We start from the raw sequence: 25,591 nt of genomic DNA on the forward strand, positions 1-25,591 counted from the left end.
AAGGAGCAATTCTATGAATAAGAATACTTGGATAGTAGGATTTACATTATTCGCTATGTTTTTTGGCGCAGGTAATCTTATTTTCCCACCAAATTTAGGCCAAGATAGTGGTCATTTCTTTTGGCCAGCAGTTATCGCATTTTGTTTAACAGGAATTGGCTTACCTTTGTTAGGCGTTATCGTTGGCGCATTAGATAAACAAGGGTATGTAGGTTCATTAAATAAAATATCACCTAAATTTTCTGTAATATTTTTAATTATTATATATTTAACAATAGGGCCTCTGTTTGCAATTCCGCGTACAGCTTCGACTTCATTTGAGATGACTGTGACACCAATTGCTCATACAAATAGTAATTTGGTGCTATTTATATTCACCCTTATCTATTTCCTAGTCGTTCTTTACCTATGTATAAATCCAGGTAAAATTGTAGATCGTATAGGATCTCTATTAACACCATTATTATTAATAACAATTTTAGCAATGATTATTAAAGGATTTGTTGATTATAGTGGTAATGCTCCATCTCATGGAAACAAGGTTGATTACAATTCAGCTATTGGAAGTTTCTCAAAAGGCTTTACAGAAGGGTACTTAACTATGGATGCAATCGCAGCAATTGCTTTTTCAATGATTGTAGTTAACGCGATAAAAGCTACAGGGGTTAAACATGCAAATCAAATATTTAAACAAACAGTTATGTCAGGCTTAATTGCAGCCATAGCGCTTGTATTTATATATGTTTCATTAGGATTTATAGGCAATCATATGAACGTTGACAGCGCGACACTCAAAAATCTGACAGCTAAAGATCAAAATGTTGGTGCTTATTTATTAACAACAATGGCGGCGAATGGTTTTGGTGTCTTCGGTAAATATCTATTGGGTATTATCGTTGCACTCGCTTGTTTAACAACTGCTTGTGGCTTAATTGTATCTGTAAGTCAATATTTTAATAGAATATTCCCTAAAGTTTCATACAAAGCTTATACAATATTCTTTACTTTGATTAGTTTCATACTGGCAAATTTAGGTTTAAATGCTGTAATTTCTATGTCTGTTCCAGTTTTAAGCGTCATTTATCCTATAGCAATAACTGTTGTATTACTAATTTTACTTGCACGATTCATTCCAACTAAACCAATTGCACAGCAAATACCAATTGCAGTTATTAGTATTGTTTCAATATTAAGTGTTATAAGTACCAATGGTTGGGTAAAGATGTCATTTATTGATGCTTTACCGTTAAAGCAATATTCTTTAGAGTGGTTCCCAATAGCAGTAGTCGCAACTATTATTGGATATGTCATTGCTAAATTCGTAAACCAAGACCATATTGTTTATCAAAAAGAATAGCTATCAAAACGAATTAATTATATTAAAAAAGCACATCATACTCATTTTGAGTTGTGATGTGCTTTATTTATTCTATTCCTTCTTCATCGAAAGTAAGTGTTGTTTTAATTCATCTTCTAAGCCAACAAGTTCTTTCTCAGCTTCTTTACGTTTTTGACGACCATTTTGTTGGATTTGAAGTGTTTGTTCAATTGTTTCAATAATATCACTTTGCGTTGTTTTAAGTGTTTCAATGTCTACAATGCCACGCTCATTTTCCGTAGCAGTTTCAATAGCATTTTGTTTTAACATAGCCGCATTCTGAGTAAGTAAATCATTGGTTGTATCTGTTACGGCACGTTGGGCAGACACTGCATTACGCTGTCTCATTAACGTAAGGGCAATTGCCATTTGATTTTTCCAAAGTGGAATACTTGTAAGAATGGAACTTTGAATTTTCTCAGCCAATGCTTGATTAACGTTTTGAATCATGCGAATTTGTGGTGCAGTTTGTATTGCAATTTGACGAGATAATTGTAAATCATAAATACGCTTATCTAAGCGATCAACAAATTGTTCCATATCCGCTACGGCTTGTATATCCATTTGATTACCAGTTTGATTGGCATGTTCTTGTAGTTTCGGAATGTCGTTCGTTTGTATTTCATGTTTTCTTCTTTTAGCGGCGGCGATATATAAATTAACATCATCAAAGTAATCTTTATTTTGTTGATATAATCCGTCTAATAATTTGATATCTTTTGATAGATTATTTTTATGTCTATCAAGCTGAATTGTAATTCTATCAATTTGGGAACTTACTGATTGCATCCTAGAAAACACTTCATTAATTGAAGCTTTTGTACGTTTAAAAAAGCGCTTAAGTTTGGATTGTTTCTCTGGATTTAACTCATCAGGATTTACAGCTTTTAACTTAGTCATTAATTGATTAAGTGAATCTCCAACAGGTCCAATATCTTTCGTCTGCACTTCATCCAACATTTTATGTGAGAATTGAGACATATTTTCTTGCAAATGTGAGCCATATGATAATAGACCATCATTGTCTAAAGGTTTAATTTGTTGACTAATACTTTCAATTTTTTGCATTTCTTTATCACTGAATTGTTGCTGAAAATCATCTAAAACTGTATTTTGATTCGCTAGACTGACATTACTATTATTATCTAGGTTATTTAGTTGCTGTTGTTCTATATAATCATCTAATGGATGTGAGTTGTTAAATTGATCATTTCGAGGCATTTAAAAAATCGCTCCATTTCTTTATTCTAATTATCTTTATGACGTTTTTGTTCTAATTTATTAAGTTCCATTTCAACATCCAGACGCTCATAATCATCTTCATTGATTCTCTTCAGATCAGCAATCAACGTACGTTTAACTTCATCTAAAGTTATACGAGTTTGTTCTAATTTTTGCTTTTCTTCAATCGTTTTTTTCGGCATTTTTGCCAATCGAGTATATGACTCTATTAAATTTAGCGCATTATCTATATGCGAATAAAAGAAACTCTCTACTTTAAAAAACATTGCTGGCCTTTGTTTAACAGCAAAATGAATTGATTTTGAAATTCTATATATATCGTTGATTTGTCTGAAATCTTGAATAGATCTTACATTGACAAATGATTTTAATATTGTTCTAATCTTGTCTTGCGCTTGCTTTAAGTGGTTGCTTACGTAATGATAGTCTCTTCGAGAAAGACCAATTTCGGTTAAATACTTCCTAGACGTGAGTCGTTGAGTAGGGAAGTAGGACACAAAAAACATCCCAATACCAACCAAAGCATCAATAATAAATGAAAGATCAAAGCCAAATACGCTGACCATCCAAGATATCATAGCTACTGGAATTCCTACAATTACGCCTAAAAGTCGAGAAATATTATATCTCAAATTACATCTTCCTTTTTATATTTAAATCGATTTAAAATCAGAAAAATCTTCACTCACATTAGTATCTTCAAGCTCATAGTGTGTAACATGTGAAGCAGGTGATGCACCTTCAGTCACAGCATTAATAAACTGTTCGAGGTCATCGTCATTACCTATTGCATATATTTCAACATAATCATCTACATTCTGGACAGTGCCTAGAATATGATACTTGTTCGCTAATCTTTGTGTATAATATCGAAAGCCTACACCTTGAACCGTCCCAAACACTTGTAAATGCTTTTGCTTCATAGTATCACTCCTTATATTTATTATACGAAGTTTTATACTAAAAAACTAATATTTACTATGGAATAAATAGGCTATCAGACAAAAGTATGAGACATTATATTTTTAATTCAGATATAAAATAGTTAAAATGATTATTATAGGCTAATTGAGAGGGGAAATATATATATGTGGACAGTTGCCAAAATTAGAGCTGACTATGAGGGATGGTGGTTATTTAGTGACTGGACAGATAAAATTATAGAGCAATATCAATTTACTTCATATGATGAAATGCTAAACTACTACAAAAATATAATTTCAAAAAGTAAAGATTATTACGATAATTATGTTGTTGGAAAATACAATATTCATGCGTTTTATAACAATTGCGATTTAAACTTTTGTGAAGATTGTGAAGAAGATTTACAAATATTTTATAGTTTTATTGTATTAAATAATAAAGAAGTATATTATAATCTACCAAAAATTAATTAAAAGATAATTTTCTATAATTGTATTGCAATTTGATAAGAACTAACATATAATTATTATTAAGCAATGGTTTTATTCCATATTGCAAAGAATATCTGTAAGAGTTATTTATAGCGTTTTGTTATTAATACATAATTGTCACATGTATTTTTTGTAATATGCGAATAATGCATATTGAAAGAATTTAGTCTTGGAGGTTTCAGAATTATGAAACAAGGTACAGTTAAATGGTTTAACGCTGAAAAAGGTTTTGGTTTTATCGAAGTTGAAGGTGAAAACGACGTATTCGTACACTTTTCAGCAATTAACCAAGATGGTTACAAATCATTAGAAGAAGGTCAATCAGTTGAATTTGAAGTAGTTGAAGGCGACCGCGGTCCTCAAGCTGCAAACGTTGTAAAACTATAATAAATAGATTGTTAAATATTGACTTTAGTAACACCTTACCAAGATGTAGGGTGTTTTTTATTTTTAAGTTAAAATTGCTTAAGAAAAAGTTCTACGAAAAATGAGATCAATGAAACTATCAATTTGTTTCGTTGATCTCATTTTTTTATAAAAAGAGTTTGCCTTTTATTGAATAGCGCAAAATACAATATATTTTTATTGTATAAATATATTATTATTATACTGATAAGTAGGAGAAAGGAGAGATGATTATGTTAAAACTTTTAGATATATTCCAATTCTCAATTGGTAGATTTTATATCGGCTATCGTGGCCGTCATATTAAATGGTAATATCAATCTTAAAAAATCGAAGAATAATTTGTATATTTGCAATTATTTGTATAATACTCAGTAGTTCAATGATGCTAAATTTATTAATTAGATTCGCATCTAGTATTTTATTATATTTATCAAGATATGCTTTTGGTCTTAGAGCATCTATAAGTGTTCATTGGATTTATAATATTTTAGTTTCAAAAGTAATAGGGTGATTGTATGAAATTAGCACTTATTTCGATTTTAGTAAATTGTATTTTTTATATTTATTTAGCTTATTTGGGCTTAGATATAAATTTATTTTTATCAACTGTTTTAACTATTATTATTCCTTGCTTAATTTCTTCAATAGCAATAATCTTTGTTAAACCATCAATATTACATGTGTTAATCACTGTTGCATTTAATGTTTTTTATTATATAATTTACAGTTTATATATTATGAATTTAGATGGTTATTTAGAATATGTTTCTAAATATAATATTGATAATAATGATATAAATATACAAGTGTCACCAAATATGTTAGAAATCTCTCAAGTAATTTTTTTAATATTGGCTTATTTAATACCACAACTATTCATAATATTTATTAAATTTAAAAAAGGGGAGAAAAATGTTAGAATTTAAGAATATTTCAAAAAATTATCGTAAAAAAGCAATTTTAGAAAATATAAATTTCAAAATATGTAAAGGTGAAAAAGTCGGTTTGCTTGGTACTAATGGGGCAGGTAAAACTACTTTAATGAAGCTAATTGCTAAATCTCAGTTGCCTACCCAAGGTCATATTTTTTATAATGGCATTGATATAAATAGTAAAGATAACGTTTTAAATGATTTTGCATTTATGATTAATCAAATCTATTTCCCTGAAATTAGCGCTAGAAAAAATTTAGAATATTACTTAGAAATTAATAATAAAAAAGAATATTCTAAAGATATAAGTAAAATTTTAAATCTAGTTGCTCTAGAAGATAACTCGAAGAAAGTAAAATACTTTTCATATGGTATGAAACAGCGATTAAGTTTGGCGTTATGTTTAATAATCAAACCAAAAGTTGCTATTTTAGATGAGCCATTTTTAGGTTTAGATCCTATTGGAGTACAAAAATTAATAACAATAATCGAACAATTTTCTAAAGAGAATGACACAATTTTTTTAATATCTAGTCATCAATTAAAAGAATTAGAAGGATTGTGTACAAGGTTTTTATTATTAAATAACCGAAAGATTACAGATTTAGATGCTAAAGAACAAAACAATATTATAAAATCGAAATTTAAAAAAATAATTAACAATAGTGACAATTTACTTTCTAAGTTCTCATTTATTGAAAAAATAGACTTAAATATTGTCACTATAAAAAATGAGAACGATAACTTGTCTAAATTACTTGTAGAGTTAGGGGATAATTCTTTATTAGAAGTTATACATAACTCACATGATTTAGAATCATATTTTTATCAAGAGTAGGTATTTCTAATGTTTAAATTTATATTCATGTATGTTTTTAAGATACGTGCCACATGGTTACTTTTAATTTTAGGTCTCTATCCTTTATTAATATTTTTAGCACAATTTTTAAATAGTAATTTCTTATCACTCTCAGCTAGTCAAGCTGGTAGTGTAAGCTTTTTGGAAACCTTTATAGCGATATATGATACCCAGCAAAAGTCAATGCTATCATTAATAATAGTTGCTTATTTAGCATCAATATTATTCTATAATGAAATTAGTACTAGTCGTCTTCTTTTTTTCAAAGATCAGAATAGAAATAAAATTTTTAATAATAAGTTTTTATCAATCATTATTGTTTATATTACTTTTCTAATTATATTGTGTGTATCCTCAATAATTGTTTATTTATATTTTGTGAATAATCATGATTATTCATCACATTCTTTATTATTTAAAGATACTAAATATAATCATTATTTAATGACAAATTTGATAGGATTATTTTTTACAGATGCTATTCTAATATTTTTATCACTTATTGCATCTATACGTTTCAATACTGGAGTAACTATTATTACTCTAATTACAGGATTTATTCTCATAAAAGTTACAGACAGTATTGATAAAATTAAGCTTTTCCCTTCAAACTTTATCAAATTAGATAGTAATATTAGCTTTTCACAAAATTTATTAATAATGAGTGTTATTACTTTAGTATACATAGTAGTTATATACCTTGTATCAAAACTTATTTTTAAAAAATTACAATATTAGTAAATATATATAATAGTATTAATTATTAAGATATTAAAAACCTACGTAGCAAAATTTATAAAGTCTACGTAGGTTTTAAAATTTAAATTTTTCATTTAACATTCTTTGGAATTATTTTTAAAATTGGTAATTGTTATTTAGTATCGTTAATAATTAATTGACGTAATGATTGGCGTTTAATAACTTCACGTGCTTTACCATCTTTTAAGAAAAATACAGGTGGTTTCTGCATTTGGTTGTAATTAGAAGCCATTGAGTAATGATATGCTCCTGTAGAAAGAATCGCTAGGTAATCACCACGTTGAACAGAAGAAGGGAGTTTCGCATCACGAATAATGATGTCACCTGATTCACATAATTTACCAGCAATTGTTACTGTTTCATCAGCTTCTTCATGACGGTTTACTAATAATGCTTGATATTTGGCACCATATAATGCAGTTCTAATGTGATCGCTCATGCCACCATCAATTGAAACATATTTGTTTACTTCAGGAATTTCTTTAATTGTACCTACTTCGTATAAAGTAATTCCAGCTTCTCCAACAATAGAACGACCTGGTTCAATACCAATTTCCGGTACTTCATAATTTAGACGTTCAGTTTCAGCTTTGATTGCATCTGTAATTTCTGCAATACCTTCCTCAATAGGGAAGCTTACGTCTCCTTCAACGTATTTGATACCGAAACCTCCACCTAGATTAAGTAATTCAACTTTGATATCATTTTCAGAAAGCCAGTTAAGCACAATCTTAGCAGTTTCAATCATCGCTTCAGTTCCTTCGATTTGAGAACCAATATGGAAGTGAATACCCTTTAAATGTAAACGTTTAGAGTCGCGCACTTTATTAACCGCTTCAATCGCTAAGCCATGGCGAATTGATAAACCGAATTTACTATCTTCTTGGCCAGTTTGAATAAACTCATGCGTATGTGCTTCAACACCAGGATTAACGCGTAATACTACATTTACAGTGTCGCTCGCATATCTGTCGATTAATTCAATTTCCTCAAGTGAATCGATAACAAAATAACCAACGCCACTTTCTAAAGCGTATTGTATTTCACGTTTGGTTTTGTTATTCCCATGGAAGTGGATCTTACTTGGGTCAAACTTTGCTTCTAATGCAGTATATAATTCACCTTCAGAAACTACATCTAATTGTAAGTTTTCTTCTTGTACTAATTTGACCATTTGGATACATGTAAATGCTTTCGAAGCATATGAAATATTATATTTTAAACCACTTTTTTGAAAAGCTGAGTGGTATCTACGCATTTGATTGCGAATTTCATCTTCGTCATAAACAATAGTAGGGGTACCAAAGCTTTGTGCAAGTGTCTTTAAACTTGTATCCGCCATTGTTAACTCACCATAATCATTATATTTTACTGCCATTTTATCTATACTCCTTTATGAGAGAATCATGATTCATCGCACTAAGTTGTTCTGAATTAGCGCCTACACCTTTGAATGTATATTCATCAATGCGTATATCGTTATTATATAATATCACTTCATCTTGTGCATCGACTTCCTCATCAACTTCAACAAACATGTGACTCATCATTAATGCACGAATAGGGTAGCGTTTGCCTTTAATTAATGCTTCATGTTTAGCTCTCGATTTAAGAATACCATCTCCATAGCCTACATCTACAACTGCTAATCGCGTATGGTCCCTAGTAGCTTCAAAGGCAAAACTATACCCACAATTATCTCCAGCATTCACTTCACGCACTTGTATCACATTACCTTTTACAGTAAGAGATTGTTTAATACTATATTCATTTAAAGCACTATATGGTCGAGACCCATACAATGCAATGCCTACACGCGCATGAGTATGGTAGGGTAAAAGTTTCTGACCTTCACGATAGTAACTTGCACTATTTTGTGCATGGATTAAATCAAATTTATATCCTTCATTTAACAATGAATTTACTACATTTAACCATGCTTCACGTTCTATACTATACTCAGGGACATCAAATTCATCTGCGTAACCAAAGTGCGTCCACAATCCACTAATAATCATTTTGTCTTCATTTGAGTTAATATGATGATCATTGAGTACTTCTCTAATTTCTTCTAATGTTTTAAATCCTGAACGATGAAGTAAATTTTCAAATTCTAAGTGCACTTTGATACCACTCAAATCATTCTTATATTTGTAATAGTAGGCTAATGACGGTAAAGTCATTTGTATTTGATATTGTCTTACTTTTTCAAAATCATAAACAGCGTTCATTAAGAATATAGTGGCATCAGGTGCTATTTCTCGTACTTTAATGGCTTCTTTTAAAGAGGTAGTGCTGAATGTATTAATTCCAGCTTTTAAAAAAGAAGTAACAGCAAACTCCAAACCATAATGATAAGCGTTGTTCTTCACCACAGCCATAATTGAATTATCATTTTTAACTTTAATAGCATTTTGTAAAAACGCTTCTTTATCGACGGACCATATTGCTGTCAATGTGAATTACTCCTCTCCATAATGCATTAATAATTGTTCATAATAATTTGCCACATAGATTAATACTTTTTCATCAAAATTAAGATGAGATGTATGAAGTCCAGTCACAAAACCTTTGTCTTCATTTCGAGTGCCTACAAATGCAAAGTAAGCTGGGGCTAACTGTTGACCATAGAAGCTAAAGTCTTCTCCAAATAAGAATGGAAGAGGCTTATCTATAACTTCTAGATTTGCAGCATTAATCGCTTGTTCTACACTCGCACGTAGTTTAGGGCTATTCATCGTAGGTGGGTAGCCTTCTTCAAATTTCACTTCACAATCCACATTAAATAATAAGCTTACACTTTCAGCAATTTTATGCATTTGTGTTTTTACTACATTTAAATCATTTGGATCATAAGTTCGAATCGTTCCTTCTAAATATCCATGGCTTGCTACAGTGTTAATAGCTTCTCCAGCTTCAAAATGACCCATATGAACAATATTTCGTTTTAAGCCATTAAGATGATACTGTTGTATTTGTCCTACTTGATTTAGAACGTGTAGAAGGGCTTCTCCACATGAATGACCTTGCTCTTTATCTGCAACATGACTTGATAATCCTTTTAAGAAGAAGCGATATTCAGTTGCACTTGCTGTAATTTCTTCATCACGGATAACAACTTGTCCTTCATCGGCAAATGGATTAACATGGATGCCAAAAACAGCTTCTATTGGATAGTTATTAAACGCACCTGCTTTAATTAGACGATTCGCTCCGCCACCAGTTTCTTCGGCAGGTTGGAAGATGAATACAACGTTGTGTGGAAGCGTTCCTTTATCGAACATTTCTTTGCATCGTTTAACAAATAACATTAATGCCGTTGTATGTCCGTCGTGACCACATGCATGCATTACATTATCCGTTTGACTTCGATAATCGACATCATTTTCTTCAAAAATTGGTAACGCATCGATATCCGCACGAAATGCAATGGTATGATCACTATTACCGTTTAAGTATGCTATTGCACCAGTTTCAAGAGGGCGCTCATATGACACGCCTAATTCTTCTAAAAACTGTGTGATGTATTTTGTCGTCTCGAATTCATGTAAACTTAATTCTGGATGTTGATGTAAATGTCTTCTATGTTTAGTTACAAACTCTAATTCACTCATCATATCATTCCTTTATTAACTTAATTAGTCTTATTAATATTGTAACTTATTTCATCTTTTTATGTATGTCGTGATATTAATTTAAAATAGTCTTAATTTTGAAATAGGGGCGCATGGATTTTTTTGCCCAATGCTTTGCCTGTTGGTAAAAATTCTAAATAAATATGCTTTACAATGCCAAATCCACTCTTCATAAGAATAACTAAAACTGAGAAGGGCTCAGTTAAGCGCCTTCTCAGTTCAGTAAGCTATTGTGATTATGCAATACAGCTATAAAATAGTATTTTTGTCATAGCCACTCATCAAATACTCATATCATTAGTCATTTAATTTTCTTAATGCTGAAACAATTTCACGTTTAGAGTCTTCTACTTCCGAAGTTTGTTTAATCACTTTAGCAGGGGTACCAGCTACGACTGCACCAGCTGGAACATCTTGAGTAACAATAGCACCTGCAGCGACAATTGCGCCTTCGCCAACATGAACACCTTCTAAAATGACTGCATTAGCACCAATTAATACATTATCATCTATGACTACTGGTGAAGCACTAGGAGGCTCAATTACGCCAGCTAGAACGGCGCCAGCTCCTACATGCACATTCTTACCAGTTGTCGCACGACCGCCTAATGTAGCATTCATATCAATCATGGTTCCTTCACCAACTACAGCACCAATGTTGATTGTTGCGCCCATCATAACGACAGCACCGTCCTCAATAATTGCTTGTTCACGTATAAATGCACCTGGTTCAATACGCGCATTCGTATTTGTTAAATCTTTAAGTGGAATTGCTGAATTACGACGATCCATTTCAATTTCTAACTCAGTAATTGTAGATTGGTTTGATTCATAGAATGGTTTCCAATCATCTGCTTCACAAAAGATTACTTTAGAATTGTCGGAACCAAATACTTTAAAAGAATCAGGGAAGGTAACACCATCAAAATTACCGTTAACATATACTTTTAATGGTGTAGATTTTTTGGCGTCACTTATATATTGAATAATTTCCTCAGCTGATAAATGTTGTACCATAATTTAAGTCTCTCCTTAATATTTGCTAGATTTTATATCTTATAGGTTGTCAAACGTGTAATAACCGTTAGATTGGTTTATTAATTTTTCAGCAGCAGTGATTGCTCCATTTGCAAAAATATCTTTAGACTGTGCTTTATGTGAGATTGTAATAGTTTCATCTGTTCCTGCAAATAATACATCATGTTCACCTACAATAGTCCCACCACGAATTGAGTGAATGCCAACTTCATCTTTAGTGCGTTGTTCTGTATGTTCATGTCGATCATAAACTGGTGTGATATTTTGGCGTAAGTCTTTAATAACATCATATAATTTTACTAATGTACCACTAGGAGCATCTACTTTTTTATTATGATGTGCTTCAGTCAACTCGATATCATAATCTTGCAGAAGTGGTACAGCTGCTTCTAATATTTTAGTTAGAGCATGTACACCATAACTCATATTTGCACTAAAGAATACTGGTATGTTATGGCTTAATTCATTTAACTTTTCAACTAATTTTTCTTTTTCACCTGTAGTAGCTATAACTAAAGGTAATTGAAATTCTTCTTCAAGAAGTGGTAATAATAGATTAGGATTTGAAAAATCAATCGCTACATCCGCTTCATTTTGTGCATCAGCAATGTGATCATAGTGTGTATATGGTGTTGTCTCATTTTTTTGAGGCTCAATAACACCTATAATTTCATGACCTTTTTCCTCTGCTAAACGAGCCACTCTTTGATTCATTGCGCCGTAACCAATAAGTAAAATTTTCATTAAAGTTCACCTGCTTTAAACTGTTCAAATGCATTGATTAAGACTTTGGCATCTGCATCTTCTAACGGAAGAAGTGGTAAACGCAATTCATAGTTACCAAAACCTAAATGACTTGTTAACGCTTTAATTGGAATAGGATTAACATCTACAGAAAGCGCATCTAATAAATTACTAATTGGTTCGAAATCGTTTGAAATATCTTGTCCACTTTGTTTAGCATCATATAAAGCTTGGAATTCTTTAGGAATTGCATTTGCAATAACTGAGATAACACCATTGCCACCTCTTTGATAAAATTCGACAACATTATCATCGTTACCACTATATAAAGCGAATTCTTCTTGATTGATACGACTTTTAACGTCTTCATAATATTCAAAGTCATTTGTGGCATCTTTGATTGCAACAATATATTGGTTGTGACTTAATGTTTCAACTGTCTCTGGTTCAATTGTCATATTTGTACGAGAAGGTACATTATATAGTACAACTGGCAATTCAACTTCATTCGCAATCGTTTCGAAGTGTTTAACTAAGCCACGTTGATTTGTTTTATTGTAGTAGGGGGTAATCAACATAATTGCATCTGCACCAAGTGCTTTAGCGCGTTGAGATGCTTGAATTGATTTGGCAGTATTATTCGTACCTGTACCTGCAATAATTGTCACACGATGATTAACTTGCTTTATAACTGACTCCAATACTTGTTCTTTTTCTTCTTCAGTTAAAGTAGGGCTCTCAGCTGTAGTTCCATTAACAATAATAGCTTTTACACCATTGTCTAATAGGAAATCTACGTGTCTTTCTAATGCATTATAATCAACTTCATTATTTGTGAATGGGGTAGCAAGTGCTACTCCCACACCTTCGAATAAATGTGGCATATTATCTAGCTCCTTTTAAATTGATTACTTGCTCTAATACTTGTACTGCATTCAATGCTGCACCTTTTAATAAATTATCAGATGTGCACCAAACGTGGAATGTATTATCTAATGAGTCATCTCTACGGATACGACCTACAAATACTTCATCTCTACCAGTAGAGTTAAGCGCCTGAGGATATTCGTTTTTTTCAGGGTTATCAACTAATACTACACGTTCGTCTTTATCAAATAAATCTTTAATTTCTTGTACAGTTGCTTCCTTATCTAAAGTAACGTCAATTTCGACACTATGACTATCTTGTACTGGAACACGTGCACATGTTGCAGTTACTTTTAATTCAGGTTCATGTAAAATCTTGCGTGTTTCATCAATCATTTTTTGTTCTTCTTTTGTATATCCATCCTCTAAGAATACATCAATATGTGGTAATACATTATTATAAATAGGGTGAGGATACGCTTCTGGTTTTTTACCATTTGCGCCTTCAGCTAAATCTCTTTTACCTTTAATACCTGAACCTGAAACAGCTTGATATGTTGTATATGCAACACGTTTTAAACCAAATTGATCTTGTAAAACTTTTAAAGGTACTACTGATTGAATTGTAGAACAGTTAGGGTTGGCAATAATGCCACGCTTAAATTCAGGTTGATTTACTTCAGGTACAATTAAGTCAATATCTTCAGTCATGCGCCATTGACTAGAGTTATCGATGACAATTGCACCTGCTTTTTCAAAGATTGGGGCGAATTGTGCACTTGTGCCACCACCGGCACTCATTAGAACGTAGTCAAATTTTTCACTTGCTGCTTCTTCTGTTAATTCTTGTACAACATACGTTTGACCTTGAAATTGAACTTCTTTACCTGCTGATCTAGCTGATGAGAATAATACTAACTCATCGAACTTGATGTTTTTGCGATCAATTGTTTCTAACATTTTTGTTCCAACTAAACCTGTTGCTCCGACTACTGCTAATCTTGTCATAAAAGTCACTCCAATATCATTTGTTTGAATTTTAAAAAAATTATTTACAAATAGCATGTTGATGTTTAAATATCAAATGCATTGTATAATACTTCAACCGCTTTTTCTCCATTATCAGCATCAATCACATAAGAAATACTAATTTCAGATGTTGTAGTTTGATAGAATGGGATATTTGCATTAATTAAAGTAATGAAAGCCTTTGATGCAACGCCCGACATATCTCTCATACCCGAACCAATAAGCGAAATTTTAACGTATTCTTCATTAATTTTATAATCCAATGCGTTAAATGAAGAAGAAAGGTTACTCAAAATAGTTGAAATTTGTTGTACATCACTATCTTTAATAGAGAATGATAGCTGCAATCCTTCAACATTAACTATTTGGGATATCATATCCACATTTACTGAACCTTCTTCTAATGCTGTGAACAATTGCGTTAAAAGACGATTATCTGGTAGGGGATAACTAATGGTAACGTGCATCATATGTTTATCTAATGCTACACCTGTTACTGCTTTTTTCTCTAATAAATCTGTTCTTGACATAATCCATGTTCCTTTCTCATTTGATAAAGTTCTACCGAGATACAATGGGATATCATAGTTCTTAGCAAGTTCTACGCTTCGAGTTTCAAGAACACCTGCACCTAATGCACTCATTTCCATCATTTCTTCATAAGAAACATAATCTAAACGTTTTGCCTTACTTAATATTCGAGGGTCAGTGGCATAAACGCCATCAACATCAGTATATATTTCACATGGAATTTGATTACTTGCAGCAATTGCAACTGCTGTTGTATCTGATCCTCCACGTCCTAACGTTGTAAGTTCAAATGCATCATTAATACCTTGGAAACCAGCAACGACTAACACATCTTTGTCGGTGAATGCTTTATCAAATGTTTCTGGATTGATTTCAGCAATTCTGCTCTTTAAATGATGGCCAATCGTTTTAATACCTGCTTGATAACCAGTCATTGCTCTAGCATTAACACCGATATCATTTAACACCATGGACAAATATGATACCGTCTGTTGTTCACCGGTCGTTAAAAGTAGGGCAAGTTCCTCATCTTTAGGTGTAGCAGTAAGATTTGATACATTATCCATTAATTGATCTGTTGTTTTACCCATAGCACTAACAACTACAATTAATTGTTCACCGTCATCCAAACGGTTCTTAAGCATTTCTGCAATATTTTTTATCTTTGTAAAATCAGCGACGGATGAACCACCGAACTTCAAAACACTTCGTTTCAAAACTTTACCTCCTAAAATATAGGGAGGCACACGCTATAAAAAAGAACAAGTTCGGAAGTGCGAACTTGTTCGTGATTTATATACAAGTGATGCACTCCATTATTAAATAATAATGACAAACTTTCAGCTCTTAACCACAAAGTCCAACAAATCATAGCTGCGATTATGATTCATTTCGGCATCGCACCCTTTCTATATTAGCTGTTGCAGACAGTTTATCTAATATATACTGATGATTGATGCGCCTCATCAATTTCTTATTCAATTGCTATGTTTTATATTATACATATGGCAATTGTGTCTGTAAACCGATAATTGTGATTTTTTGAAATAGACTGAAAAATTAGAAAGTATTTTTACTATATGTAAGTAAAGATTTATCAAATGAGTAAAATGATAGTAAAATACGCACTTCCCAATTTAGTAATAGGGAAGTGCGTATGTGTTTATATATTATTTTTGTAATACGCCAATTTCTTGTAAATATTCTTCATAAGGAACTTCTTTTGATAAACCACCTGATTGATTTAGATCAATCACACGATTTGCAATAGTATTGATAAATTCAAAGTCATAAGATGTAAAGATGATTGATCCTTTGAAAGAAGCTAATCCATCATTTACTGCTGTAATACTTTCTAAGTCAAGATGGTTAGTAGGTTCTTCTAATAGTAAAACATTGGCGCTTGATAGCATCATTTTACTTAACATACAGCGAACTTTTTCACCACCAGAAAGTACACTAGCTTTCTTTTTAACTTCTTCACCACTAAATAACATTCGTCCTAAGAAGCCACGTAAGAAAGTTTCTGTTTGTTCATCTTCAGGTGCATATTGACGTAACCAGTCTACTAAATTCATGTCTACGCCTTCAAAGAACTCTGAGTTATCTTTAGGGAAGTAACTTAATGAAGTCGTTACACCCCATTTAAATGTACCTTCATCAGGTTCCATTTCACCAGCTAAAATTTTCAATAATGTAGTTTTTGCAATTTCACTATCTCCAATCAAAATTGCTTTATCATTAGGATTCATCGTGAACGAAATGTTATCAAGTACTTTTTCACCATCAATTGTTTTAGAAAGTCCTTGAACAGTCAGTAAATCATTACCGATTTCACGCTCTGGTGTGAATTTAACATATGGATAGCGTCTTGAAGATGGTTGAATATCATCTAATTCAATTTTTTCTAATTGTTTCTTACGACTTGTTGCCTGTTTAGATTTAGAGGCATTAGCTGAGAAACGTGCAATAAAGTCTTGTAACTCTTTAATTTTTTCTTCTTTTTTCTTATTTTGTTCTTGAGCCATTTTTTGAGCTAATTGACTAGATTGATACCAGAAATCATAGTTACCTACATATAATTTAATCTTACCGAAATCTAAATCAGCAATATGTGTACATACATTGTTTAAAAAGTGACGGTCATGAGATACCACGATAACAGTATTATCGAAGTTAATTAAGAAATCCTCTAACCAACTAATGGCAGGAATATCTAGACCATTGGTAGGCTCATCGAGTAAAAGGACATCAGGCTCACCAAATAAACTTTGAGCTAATAAGACTTTCACTTTTTGATTATTTTCCAATTCTGACATTTGCTTATCATGTAAATCAGCAGATATGCCTAAACCTGAAAGTAAAGAAGCAGCGTCAGCCTCTGCGTTCCAACCGTTCATTTCGGCGAATTCACCTTCTAGTTCAGCGGCACGTATACCATCCTCATCACTGAAATCAGGTTTCATATAAATTTCATCTTTTTCTTTCATGACTTCATATAAGCGTTCGTGTCCTTTGATAACAACATCTAATACACGTTCTTCTTCATAGGCGAAGTGATCTTGTTTCAAAACAGCTAAACGTTCATCTTTACCCATTGAAACATGTCCTGTTTGAGAATCAATTTCTCCTGATAAAATTTTTAAAAACGTTGATTTACCAGCACCATTAGCACCGATAAGCCCATAACAATTTCCTTCAGTAAACTTAATGTTTACATCTTCAAATAGTTTACGATCGCCAAAACGTAAACTTACATCAGTTACTTGTAGCATGCATTTACTCCTTTATTTATTGTTTATCTAACGGAAAAATTATATCATATTCTTTTTATAGTTTCGACCTAATGCAAATCTATACACGTGAATGATAGTTTTTAGTATGCATGTTATAATAATGAAGAATACAAACCCTCGAAGGAGAATATTATGACATTAGATAAAGATATTGTTGGTTCAATTGAATTTTTAGAAGTCATTGGCTTAGAAGGTTCTACATACCTTTTAAAAGGTCCTAATGGTGAACAAGTAAAATTAAATCAATCAGAAATCAATGATGAAGATGAATTAGAAACAGGTGAAGAATATAGTTTCTTCATATATCCAAATCGCTCAGGCGAATTATTTGCTACTCAAAACATGCCTGACATTACAAAAGATAAATATGATTTTGCAAAAGTGTTAAAAACAGACCGAGATGGTGCACGTGTAGATGTAGGTTTACCAAGAGAAGTGCTAATCCCATGGGAAGATTTACCAAAAGTAAAATCACTATGGCCACAATCTGGAGATTATGTGTTAGTAACATTACGTATAGATAGAGAAAATCAAATGTTTGCTCGTCTTGCTAGTGAAACAATAGTAGAGAAAATGTTTACACCTGTATATGATGATGAAAAACAGAATGAACTGATTAAAGCTAGACCATATCGACTATTAAGAATTGGTAGTTTCTTATTATCGAAGGAAGGCTATAAAATCTTTGTGCATGAATCAGAGCGCAAAGAAGAACCACGATTAGGCGAAGAAGTAGATGTACGTATTATTGGTCATAATGACAAAGGGGAACTCAATGGTTCATTTTTACCTTTAGCTCATGAACGTCTTGATGATGATGGTCAAGTAATCTTTGATTTATTAGTAGAATATGAAGGTGAATTACCTTTTTGGGATAAATCAAGCCCAGAAGCAATTAAAGAGGTGTTCAATATGAGTAAAGGCTCTTTTAAACGCGCAATAGGTCATTTATACAAACATAAAATTATTAATATTGAAACAGGTAAAATCTCTTTAACCAAAAAGGGTTGGAGTCGAGTAGAAGATAAATAATCATAAATATAAGCATTTTCCTTCTATTAAAATAGTTGTTTTAATAGTACAAAATAATAACGTTAAAAATTAAATAAACTTAAGTCAAAAAATTAATTTAAAGTCATATTACTTATTCAAAGTACAATACATCACTAACAATATGTTTTACGCTTTCAGTCGCCTTTACGGGAGTGATACAGTTTTTCATTATAAATTCTGTATCACTCCCGTCTTTTTTATAGATAATTTTTATAAAAAATATTGATTTTCCTGCAATCTTAACAAAACCTTTACATTTAAACTATTTTATATTAACAAAAGGTATGTATTATAAACATTGTAAGAAATACATATAACATTTTGGGTTATCTATTAGGAGGATATTTTAATGAAAAAATGGCAATTAGTTGGTACAACTGTTTTAGGCGCTTCGGTATTATTAGGCGCATGTGGCGGTGGAGATAGCAGTGGAAGTGGTTCTGGAGATGGCAAAGACCTTAAAGGTGAAGCCAAAGGTGAAGGTTCATCAACAGTAGCTCCTATCGTTGAGAAATTAAACGAAAAATGGGCTAAAGATCATCCAAACGCTACTATTTCATCTGGTCAAGCAGGTACTGGTGCTGGTTTTGAAAAATTCATCGCTGGCGAAACTGATTTCTCACAAGCTTCTAGACCTATTAAAGATGAAGAAAAACAAAAATTAGAAGACAAAGACATTAAATATAAAGAATTCAAAATTGCACAAGATGGTGTAACTGTTGCAGTTAATAAAGACAACGACTTTGTTAAAGAATTATCTAAAGATCAATTGAAAAAAATCTACAACGGCGAAGCTAAAACTTGGAAAGATGTAAATTCTAGCTGGCCTGACAAAAAAATCAAAGCTTTCTCTCCAAACTCAAGTCACGGTACTTATGATTTCTTTGAAGAAGAAGTAATGGATAAAGAAGATATCAAAGCTGAGAAAAACGGAGACACTAACGTAATTGTTCAATCAGTTGAGAAAAACAAAGAGGGTATCGGTTACTTCGGTTATAACTTCTACGAACAAAACAAAGATAAATTAAAAGAAGTTAAAATCAAAGACGACAAAGGTAAAACAACTGAACCAACTAAGAAAACAATCAAAGACGGTTCATATGCTTTAAGTAGACCATTATTCTTATATGTAAAAGAAAAATCATTAAAAGATAATGATGTTATGAGAGAATTCATCAAATTCACATTAGAAGACCAAGGTAAATCTGCTGAAGATGCTGGTTATGTAGCTTCTCCAGAAAAAACTTACAAAGATGAACTTAAAGATTTAAAAAAATACGATAAAAAATCAGATAAATAATAATCATTATTAATATCAAAGGGCTGGGAATTATTCAAGGGGTATTACAAGGTAGCAACACTGCTACCTTGTTCTCGAATATATGGGTGATTGTTAAAATGTTTTAGGTTAATTTGAACTCATTGTTTACCTGATAATTTCTAGCGCTTTTTTAAATTTATTGGGAGAAAAAGAGAGGGTTATATATGGCATCGGAAACTAATGTTAGAGACTTGATAGCTAAAAATAACGCTAAAAAGGGCGGTTTCAGTGATAAAATCGTACCTATTATTTTAGGGATTATAGCTGCAATCTCAATTTTAACTACAATCGGTATTCTTTTCACTTTGATAACTGAGACAATAACATTCTTCACACGCGTATCTATTGTTGAATTTTTATTCACTAAAGACTGGAACCCAACTGGTTCTGATCCTAAATATGGTATTTGGGCATTAGTTATTGGTACGTTGAAAATTACAGTTATCGCAACTATCGTCGCAGTTCCAATTGGATTAGGTGCTGCAATTTACTTAAGTGAATACGCAAGTGACAAAGCAAGACGTATTATTAAACCAATTCTTGAAATTTTAGCAGGTATTCCAACAATTGTATTTGGTTTCTTTGCTTTAACTTTTGTAACACCTGTACTAAGAACTATTATTCCAGCACTTGATAGTTTCAACTCAGTCAGTCCAGGAATTGTAGTAGGTATCATGATTGTTCCAGTAATTACAAGTATGAGTGAAGATGCAATGGCATCTGTTCCTAACAAAATTCGTGAGGGTGCTTATGGTTTAGGTTCAACAAAATTTGAAGTTGCTACTAAAGTAGTATTACCAGCCGCAGCTTCAGGTGTTGTAGCTTCAATTGTATTAGGTATTTCAAGAGCGATCGGTGAAACTATGATTGTTTCATTAGCTGCAGGTAGTTCACCAACAGCTTCATTAAACTTAACGAATTCAATTCAAACTATGACTGGTTATATTGTTGAAGTTGCAACTGGAGATGCTACATTCGGTTCTGATATGTACTATAGTATTTATGCAGTAGGTTTCACATTATTTATCTTCACATTAATTATGAACTTAATTTCTTATTGGATTTCGAAACGCTTCAGAGAGGAGTATTAATATGACAGCTACTACAAATCCTAAAGCTAAAACACTAATTGACCAAAACAAAGTAGAAAAAAATATCTCAAGTCGTGGTAAAACAAATAAATTAAATAAATGGTTATTCTTTACATGTATTGTAATAGCTTTATTAGTACTTGCAGCATTATTGATACAAACATTTGTTAAAGGTGTTGGCTATCTTACACCAGATTTCTTTACAAATTTCTCTTCTTCTACACCTTCACAAGCAGGTATTAAAGGTGCGTTAGCAGGGACAATTTGGTTAATGATAAGTATTATTCCAATCTCTATCGTTCTTGGTGTAGGTACAGCGATTTATTTAGAAGAATACGCTAAAGACAATTTCTTTACTAGTTTCGTTAAAATTAGTATTTCTAACTTAGCTGGTGTACCTTCTATCGTATTCGGTTTACTTGGATTAACATTATTCGTTCGTGGTGGCGGTATTCAAGCATTAGCATTAGGAAATAGCGTTATTGCTGCCGCTTTAACAATGTCATTGTTAATTCTACCGATCATTATCGTATCAAGTCAGGAGGCAATCAGAGCAGTTCCTAATTCTGTTCGCGAAGCTTCTTATGGCTTAGGTGCAAATAAATGGCAAACTATTCGTCGTGTAGTATTACCGGCTGCTTTACCTGGTATTTTGACTGGATTCATCTTATCACTATCACGTGCATTAGGAGAAACAGCACCATTAATCTTAATTGGTATACCAACTATTCTATTAGCAACACCAACAAGCATTATGTCTATGTTCACAGCATTACCAACTCAAATTTACACTTGGGCTAAAATGCCTCAAGCTGAATTCCAAAATGTTGCATCAGCAGCAATTATTATATTACTTGTAATCTTATTACTAATGAACGCAGTAGCCATTTTCTTACGTAACAAGTTCTCTAGAAAATATTAATCAAATCAAATACAACATAATTTAGGGAGTGAAGGTTGAATCGATAATATCATGTTTTTAGTAGAGCATAACTATCGTTTCAATCTTACAGATATAAAGGAGTTTTAATTATGGCAAATACAAATGTTAAAGAAAAAGAGTTAGCAAAACATACTGATCAATCTCAAGAATCAATTTCAACAGTAGTTTCATCAAATGAAGTTAAGCACAATAAAGAATCAGATAGTAATAAAAAAGTAGTTTATTCAACACAAAACTTAGATTTATGGTACGGAGATACACATGCGCTACAAAACATTAATTTAGATATTTTAGAAAATAATGTAACTGCTATTATTGGACCATCTGGTTGTGGTAAATCAACTTATATTAAAACATTAAATCGTATGGTAGAATTAGTACCTTCAGTAAAAACTGCTGGTAAAATTCTATACCGTGACCAAAATATTTTCGATGAAAACTATTCTAAAGAAAAATTAAGAACAAATGTAGGTATGGTATTCCAACAACCAAACCCATTCCCAAAATCAATTTACGATAATATCACATATGGTCCTAAAACACACGGTATTAAAGATAAAAAATTATTAGATGAAATCGTAGAAAAATCATTACGTGGCGCTGCAATTTGGGATGAATTAAAAGATAGATTACACACAAACGCTTACGGTTTATCTGGTGGCCAACAACAACGTGTTTGTATTGCTAGATGTTTAGCTATTGAACCAGATGTTATTTTAATGGACGAGCCTACATCAGCATTGGACCCAATCTCTACATTAAGAGTTGAAGAACTCGTTCAGGAATTAAAAGAAAATTACTCTATTATTATGGTTACACACAACATGCAACAAGCTGCACGTGTATCTGATAAAACTGCATTCTTCCTTAATGGTTATGTTAACGAATACGACGACACTGATAAAATCTTCTCTAATCCTTCTGATAAACAAACAGAAGACTACATCTCAGGACGTTTTGGTTAATATTCTATAATGATGACCATTATTAGACATAAATACGAAGGTCAATTAGGTGAATTAATTAAGGATATTCGTCACCTTGGTCTTCGTGTTTATTTTAATCTCGAACATGCATTAGTGTCGTTAAGTGAAGAGGATAAAAATTTTGCAAGACAAGTCATTGAGAATGATAAAATAATCAATAACTTAGATTATGATATTAATGAAAAAGTTATTATGTTAATTACAAAGCAACAACCAATTGCTACAGATTTAAGAATGATGATGGCAGCTCTAAAAATTTCTACAGACTTTGAACGCATGGGAGATAACGCAGCACATATAGCGCACATTCGTCTTCGAGTAAAGATTACAGATCACTATGTATTGACACGATTAAAAACGATGGGGAAATTAGCAATGTTAATGTTGCAAGATCTTAATACAGCTACGAAACAAGAGGATATAACGTTAATCAAAGAAATTATTGAGCGTGATAAAGATATTGATGATCTTTATGCAAATATAGTTAACACAACATATTTAATAGATAATGACCCTTTTGTAGCTGGTCAAGCACATTTAGCTGCACGAAATCTTGAAAGAGTCGGAGACCATGTTAGAAATATTGCAGAAAGCGTTTATTATTTCTATACTGGTGAACATTATGAAAAATAATATAGTATTAAATCCTAAATAACCCAAAACCAAACAATTAAACCCTGATAAGACTGATTAAATCAGTTATTATCAGGGTTTTACTATTAATCAAAATATATATATACATAGTTTAATTAGTCTTGTTGCTCAATTTCATCTGTTAATTTTTCCGCTTCATTAACTAAATCAGAGATATATTTAATAGTAGCTTTAAGTGGTGCATCTGTAGTGATATCAACACCTGCAACTTTTGCTAATTCAATAGGAGATTGACTTCCACCTGCTTTTAAAGTTTCAAGCCATGCATCTACAGCTGGTTGTCCTTCTTGTTTAATTTTTTGTGAAACAACCGTACCAATTGTTAAACCAGCAGAGTAGGTGTAAGAATATAATCCCATATAGTAATGTGGTTGACGCATCCATGTTAATTCAGTTCCATCTGTTAATTCAACAGCATCACCAAAGAATTGTTCATAAACGTCTCTCATAATGTTATTAAGCACGGGAGCTGTAAGTGACTCACCATTATCAACTTTGCGATATACTTCACGTTGGTAAGCAGCTTCTAGCAAGTGAGTTACCATATTATGATAATATGTGCGTGATAAAATAGATCCAATTACCCAACGTTTAAATTTAGGATCTTCACTGTTACTGAATAGATAATTTGCCATTAACATTTCATTCATGGTAGATGGTGCTTCTACAAAGTACATTGAAGCTTCAGAATCTAATAAATTTTGATGTTGTTGTGCCAATGTAAAATGACCTGCATGTCCCAATTCGTGTGCTAGTACAAACGTTTCAGTCATCTTTCCAGTCCATGAAATAAATACATATGAATGTGTATAATAAGGGCTAGCACAGTAAGCACCTGTGTCTTTTCCTTTATTTTGTGCAAAATCTATCCAACGATCACTGTATGCTTGCTCAACCATTTGTATATAATCTTCACCCAGTACATTTAAAGCACCATGAATATATTGTTTAGAATCTTCGATTGATATTTCAGGTTCATAGCTTGGATCAACAGAAACCTTTAAATCCTCAAAGCGCATTTTATCTAAACCGTTTATACGTTGTAATAATTTAGCATATTTTTGCATTACAGGCGCTAAATCACTCATAATTACGTCGATTTGTCTGTCATACATTTCTCGTGTAACTTCTTGATCATGTAATAAATAGTCTATGACAGAATCATATCCTCTTAAGTCAGCCTCAATTTTTTCTTGTTGCACATGTTGATTGTAAGTCGCAGCAGTAGTATGTTGATATTTTTTCAGAGCATCACTAAAGCTTTTAAAACTTTTTTGTCTAAATTCTGGATCAGCATTATCCTCGTATTCATTTTCAAATGTTGCATAATCCATAGGGTATGTCACATTGTTATGTTCAAATGATTCGAAGGCAATATCAAGCATTTTCGTTGTGCCATATAATTCATATGCACTTTGAAAAGTAGGCGATAAACTCGCCATTACTTGTTCCACTTCAGGTGACAATTGATATGGCTTACTTTCAATTAATTTCTCTAAGTAGTGAGGCACATCAGATTCTTCTATTGCTTGTTTAATAACCTCTTCAGGTAACATTAATATTTCAGATTCTACAAAGGATAACTGACTTGAAATCTTACCATAATTTGTCGATAACTTTGCGCTTAATGTTTGTGCATCAGTATTAGCAGTATCAACGCTTAGTCTTAGTTCCGCATAATTACCAAGACGATCAAGTTGAATAAGAATATTTTCAAATTCTGATAATACTTTTTTTATCATCTTTGCATCTGAAATTTTACCTTTATATTGTTGATTGAATGACTTCGATTGATTTAGTATATTATCTAAAGTGTCATAAAATTGTTCATCACTATCAAAAAAATCATTTAAATTCCATTTTTCTAGTTCTGGAACATCTTTTCTAAATGGTAAACCTGACGTCATATAT

Annotated in this window: 25 protein-coding genes and 1 riboswitch; of the genes, 12 read left to right on the forward strand and 13 right to left on the reverse strand. The window is 31.9% G+C overall.

Translation table 11 applies throughout. The annotated features are described in order from the left end of the window. Window positions 1-13: 13 nt before the first annotated feature. Complete coding sequence (brnQ3, locus tag SBL16_RS05095) at window positions 14-1,357, forward strand: branched-chain amino acid-like transporter carrier protein BrnQ3 (RefSeq protein WP_107612667.1); 1,344 nt, start codon at window positions 14-16, stop codon at window positions 1,355-1,357. Window positions 1,358-1,429: 72 nt separating this feature from the next. Here brnQ3 and SBL16_RS05100 read toward each other — a convergent pair whose 3' ends face one another. From SBL16_RS05100 to SBL16_RS05110, 3 genes are read right to left on the reverse strand one after another with little or no spacing between them, the layout of a single operon-like run. Beyond that, window positions 1,430-2,599 (reverse strand): toxic anion resistance protein, encoded by a 1,170-nt coding sequence (locus SBL16_RS05100; RefSeq protein ID WP_107612665.1) that lies wholly within the window; start codon window positions 2,597-2,599, stop codon window positions 1,430-1,432. Between the two features lie 26 nt (window positions 2,600-2,625). After that, window positions 2,626-3,252, reverse strand: coding sequence for a 5-bromo-4-chloroindolyl phosphate hydrolysis family protein (locus SBL16_RS05105; RefSeq protein ID WP_011275799.1), 627 nt, complete (start codon window positions 3,250-3,252; stop codon window positions 2,626-2,628). A 21-nt stretch (window positions 3,253-3,273) separates the two neighbouring features. Next, window positions 3,274-3,543, reverse strand: a complete 270-nt coding sequence (locus SBL16_RS05110; RefSeq protein ID WP_037537100.1) for an acylphosphatase — start codon at window positions 3,541-3,543, stop codon at window positions 3,274-3,276. 165 nt (window positions 3,544-3,708) lie between these two features. On the opposite strand from SBL16_RS05110, the gene msaA reads away from it, so the two are divergent. From msaA to SBL16_RS05135, 5 genes are all read left to right on the forward strand, one after another. Then, complete coding sequence (gene msaA / locus SBL16_RS05115; RefSeq protein WP_011275801.1) at window positions 3,709-4,017, forward strand: regulatory protein MsaA; 309 nt, start codon at window positions 3,709-3,711, stop codon at window positions 4,015-4,017. 204 nt (window positions 4,018-4,221) lie between these two features. Continuing rightward, the gene (gene cspA, locus SBL16_RS05120; RefSeq protein WP_002433901.1) at window positions 4,222-4,422 is read left to right on the forward strand and encodes a cold shock protein CspA; all 201 of its coding nucleotides are present in this window, start codon (window positions 4,222-4,224) and stop codon (window positions 4,420-4,422) included. 536 nt (window positions 4,423-4,958) lie between these two features. Continuing rightward, window positions 4,959-5,369, forward strand: coding sequence for an Msa family membrane protein (locus tag SBL16_RS05125; RefSeq protein WP_053017673.1), 411 nt, complete (start codon window positions 4,959-4,961; stop codon window positions 5,367-5,369). Next, the gene (locus SBL16_RS05130) at window positions 5,356-6,213 is read left to right on the forward strand and encodes an ABC transporter ATP-binding protein (RefSeq protein ID WP_317953037.1); all 858 of its coding nucleotides are present in this window, start codon (window positions 5,356-5,358) and stop codon (window positions 6,211-6,213) included. Before SBL16_RS05125 ends, SBL16_RS05130 begins: the two co-directional genes overlap by 14 nt. Before the next feature lie 9 nt (window positions 6,214-6,222). Then, a complete protein-coding gene (locus tag SBL16_RS05135; protein ID WP_142813125.1) occupies window positions 6,223-6,972 on the forward strand; it encodes a hypothetical protein in 750 nt (249 codons plus the stop codon). Between the two features lie 133 nt (window positions 6,973-7,105). On the opposite strand, the gene lysA is transcribed toward SBL16_RS05135, so the two are convergent. From lysA to SBL16_RS05180, 9 genes are all read right to left on the reverse strand, one after another. Continuing rightward, window positions 7,106-8,371: a diaminopimelate decarboxylase gene (gene lysA / locus SBL16_RS05140; RefSeq protein WP_107613612.1), complete on the reverse strand. Its 1,266-nt coding sequence runs from the start codon at window positions 8,369-8,371 to the stop codon at window positions 7,106-7,108. Window position 8,372: 1 nt separating this feature from the next. Continuing rightward, entirely contained in the window at window positions 8,373-9,449 is a 1,077-nt protein-coding gene (locus SBL16_RS05145; protein WP_037537105.1) for an alanine racemase, read from the reverse strand. A 6-nt stretch (window positions 9,450-9,455) separates the two neighbouring features. Continuing rightward, the gene (locus SBL16_RS05150) at window positions 9,456-10,607 is read right to left on the reverse strand and encodes an amidohydrolase (protein WP_011275805.1); all 1,152 of its coding nucleotides are present in this window, start codon (window positions 10,605-10,607) and stop codon (window positions 9,456-9,458) included. 318 nt (window positions 10,608-10,925) lie between these two features. Then, window positions 10,926-11,645, reverse strand: coding sequence for a 2,3,4,5-tetrahydropyridine-2,6-dicarboxylate N-acetyltransferase (dapD, locus tag SBL16_RS05155; RefSeq protein WP_011275806.1), 720 nt, complete (start codon window positions 11,643-11,645; stop codon window positions 10,926-10,928). Window positions 11,646-11,684: 39 nt separating this feature from the next. Beyond that, window positions 11,685-12,410, reverse strand: a complete 726-nt coding sequence (gene dapB / locus SBL16_RS05160) for a 4-hydroxy-tetrahydrodipicolinate reductase (protein ID WP_107612392.1) — start codon at window positions 12,408-12,410, stop codon at window positions 11,685-11,687. Further along, window positions 12,410-13,294, reverse strand: a complete 885-nt coding sequence (gene dapA / locus SBL16_RS05165) for a 4-hydroxy-tetrahydrodipicolinate synthase (RefSeq protein ID WP_053017687.1) — start codon at window positions 13,292-13,294, stop codon at window positions 12,410-12,412. Before dapA ends, dapB begins: the two co-directional genes overlap by 1 nt. Window position 13,295: 1 nt before the next feature. Next, entirely contained in the window at window positions 13,296-14,285 is a 990-nt protein-coding gene (locus SBL16_RS05170) for an aspartate-semialdehyde dehydrogenase (RefSeq protein ID WP_107612390.1), read from the reverse strand. Window positions 14,286-14,350: 65 nt separating this feature from the next. Beyond that, the gene (locus SBL16_RS05175; RefSeq protein WP_107612387.1) at window positions 14,351-15,553 is read right to left on the reverse strand and encodes an aspartate kinase; all 1,203 of its coding nucleotides are present in this window, start codon (window positions 15,551-15,553) and stop codon (window positions 14,351-14,353) included. An 81-nt stretch (window positions 15,554-15,634) separates the two neighbouring features. Next, window positions 15,635-15,811: riboswitch (Lysine riboswitch) on the reverse strand. Between the two features lie 195 nt (window positions 15,812-16,006). Continuing rightward, the gene (locus SBL16_RS05180) at window positions 16,007-17,611 is read right to left on the reverse strand and encodes an ABC-F family ATP-binding cassette domain-containing protein (RefSeq protein ID WP_107612384.1); all 1,605 of its coding nucleotides are present in this window, start codon (window positions 17,609-17,611) and stop codon (window positions 16,007-16,009) included. A gap of 153 nt (window positions 17,612-17,764) precedes the next feature. Between SBL16_RS05180 and cvfB the strand changes: the two genes are divergently transcribed. The 6 genes from cvfB (at window position 17,765) to phoU (ending at window position 23,659) form a co-directional block, all read left to right on the forward strand. After that, on the forward strand, window positions 17,765-18,664 hold the full coding sequence (gene cvfB, locus SBL16_RS05185) for an RNA-binding virulence regulatory protein CvfB (RefSeq protein WP_317953051.1): 900 nt from the start codon (window positions 17,765-17,767) through the stop codon (window positions 18,662-18,664). Window positions 18,665-19,034: 370 nt separating this feature from the next. Continuing rightward, window positions 19,035-19,985, forward strand: a complete 951-nt coding sequence (locus tag SBL16_RS05190; protein ID WP_107613615.1) for a PstS family phosphate ABC transporter substrate-binding protein — start codon at window positions 19,035-19,037, stop codon at window positions 19,983-19,985. Window positions 19,986-20,170: 185 nt separating this feature from the next. Beyond that, entirely contained in the window at window positions 20,171-21,097 is a 927-nt protein-coding gene (gene pstC, locus SBL16_RS05195) for a phosphate ABC transporter permease subunit PstC (RefSeq protein WP_011275815.1), read from the forward strand. A gap of 1 nt (window position 21,098) precedes the next feature. Next, a complete protein-coding gene (pstA, locus tag SBL16_RS05200; protein ID WP_011275816.1) occupies window positions 21,099-22,019 on the forward strand; it encodes a phosphate ABC transporter permease PstA in 921 nt (306 codons plus the stop codon). Between the two features lie 110 nt (window positions 22,020-22,129). Beyond that, entirely contained in the window at window positions 22,130-23,005 is an 876-nt protein-coding gene (gene pstB / locus SBL16_RS05205) for a phosphate ABC transporter ATP-binding protein PstB (RefSeq protein ID WP_011275817.1), read from the forward strand. Between the two features lie 12 nt (window positions 23,006-23,017). Beyond that, window positions 23,018-23,659, forward strand: a complete 642-nt coding sequence (phoU, locus tag SBL16_RS05210; RefSeq protein WP_037551427.1) for a phosphate signaling complex protein PhoU — start codon at window positions 23,018-23,020, stop codon at window positions 23,657-23,659. A gap of 116 nt (window positions 23,660-23,775) precedes the next feature. On the opposite strand, the gene pepF is transcribed toward phoU, so the two are convergent. Further along, entirely contained in the window at window positions 23,776-25,587 is a 1,812-nt protein-coding gene (gene pepF / locus SBL16_RS05215) for an oligoendopeptidase F (protein WP_317953056.1), read from the reverse strand. Between the last annotated feature and the right edge of the window lie 4 nt (window positions 25,588-25,591).

It is taken from the genome of Staphylococcus sp. NWU MK-U1, from assembly GCF_033283505.1.
GTDB lineage: Bacteria > Bacillota > Bacilli > Staphylococcales > Staphylococcaceae > Staphylococcus > Staphylococcus haemolyticus.

What these genes read in the sequence shown, in the direction of transcription:
- pstB (WP_011275817.1), top strand. Translation starts at nt 22,130, where the DNA reads ATGGCAAATACAAATGTTAAAGAAAAAGAGTTAGCAAAACATACTGAT.
- cvfB (WP_317953051.1), top strand. Translation starts at nt 17,765, where the DNA reads ATGACATTAGATAAAGATATTGTTGGTTCAATTGAATTTTTAGAAGTC.
- SBL16_RS05110 (WP_037537100.1), bottom strand. Translation starts at nt 3,543, where the DNA reads ATGAAGCAAAAGCATTTACAAGTGTTTGGGACGGTTCAAGGTGTAGGC.
- phoU (WP_037551427.1), top strand. Translation starts at nt 23,018, where the DNA reads ATGACCATTATTAGACATAAATACGAAGGTCAATTAGGTGAATTAATT.
- SBL16_RS05130 (WP_317953037.1), top strand. Translation starts at nt 5,356, where the DNA reads ATGTTAGAATTTAAGAATATTTCAAAAAATTATCGTAAAAAAGCAATT.
- dapD (WP_011275806.1), bottom strand. Translation starts at nt 11,645, where the DNA reads ATGGTACAACATTTATCAGCTGAGGAAATTATTCAATATATAAGTGAC.
- pstA (WP_011275816.1), top strand. Translation starts at nt 21,099, where the DNA reads ATGACAGCTACTACAAATCCTAAAGCTAAAACACTAATTGACCAAAAC.
- SBL16_RS05135 (WP_142813125.1), top strand. Translation starts at nt 6,223, where the DNA reads ATGTTTAAATTTATATTCATGTATGTTTTTAAGATACGTGCCACATGG.
- pepF (WP_317953056.1), bottom strand. Translation starts at nt 25,587, where the DNA reads ATGACGTCAGGTTTACCATTTAGAAAAGATGTTCCAGAACTAGAAAAA.
- msaA (WP_011275801.1), top strand. Translation starts at nt 3,709, where the DNA reads ATGTGGACAGTTGCCAAAATTAGAGCTGACTATGAGGGATGGTGGTTA.
- SBL16_RS05125 (WP_053017673.1), top strand. Translation starts at nt 4,959, where the DNA reads ATGAAATTAGCACTTATTTCGATTTTAGTAAATTGTATTTTTTATATT.
- lysA (WP_107613612.1), bottom strand. Translation starts at nt 8,371, where the DNA reads ATGGCAGTAAAATATAATGATTATGGTGAGTTAACAATGGCGGATACA.
- dapA (WP_053017687.1), bottom strand. Translation starts at nt 13,294, where the DNA reads ATGCCACATTTATTCGAAGGTGTGGGAGTAGCACTTGCTACCCCATTC.
- SBL16_RS05150 (WP_011275805.1), bottom strand. Translation starts at nt 10,607, where the DNA reads ATGAGTGAATTAGAGTTTGTAACTAAACATAGAAGACATTTACATCAA.
- dapB (WP_107612392.1), bottom strand. Translation starts at nt 12,410, where the DNA reads ATGAAAATTTTACTTATTGGTTACGGCGCAATGAATCAAAGAGTGGCT.
- SBL16_RS05180 (WP_107612384.1), bottom strand. Translation starts at nt 17,611, where the DNA reads ATGCTACAAGTAACTGATGTAAGTTTACGTTTTGGCGATCGTAAACTA.
- cspA (WP_002433901.1), top strand. Translation starts at nt 4,222, where the DNA reads ATGAAACAAGGTACAGTTAAATGGTTTAACGCTGAAAAAGGTTTTGGT.
- brnQ3 (WP_107612667.1), top strand. Translation starts at nt 14, where the DNA reads ATGAATAAGAATACTTGGATAGTAGGATTTACATTATTCGCTATGTTT.
- pstC (WP_011275815.1), top strand. Translation starts at nt 20,171, where the DNA reads ATGGCATCGGAAACTAATGTTAGAGACTTGATAGCTAAAAATAACGCT.
- SBL16_RS05190 (WP_107613615.1), top strand. Translation starts at nt 19,035, where the DNA reads ATGAAAAAATGGCAATTAGTTGGTACAACTGTTTTAGGCGCTTCGGTA.
- SBL16_RS05170 (WP_107612390.1), bottom strand. Translation starts at nt 14,285, where the DNA reads ATGACAAGATTAGCAGTAGTCGGAGCAACAGGTTTAGTTGGAACAAAA.
- SBL16_RS05100 (WP_107612665.1), bottom strand. Translation starts at nt 2,599, where the DNA reads ATGCCTCGAAATGATCAATTTAACAACTCACATCCATTAGATGATTAT.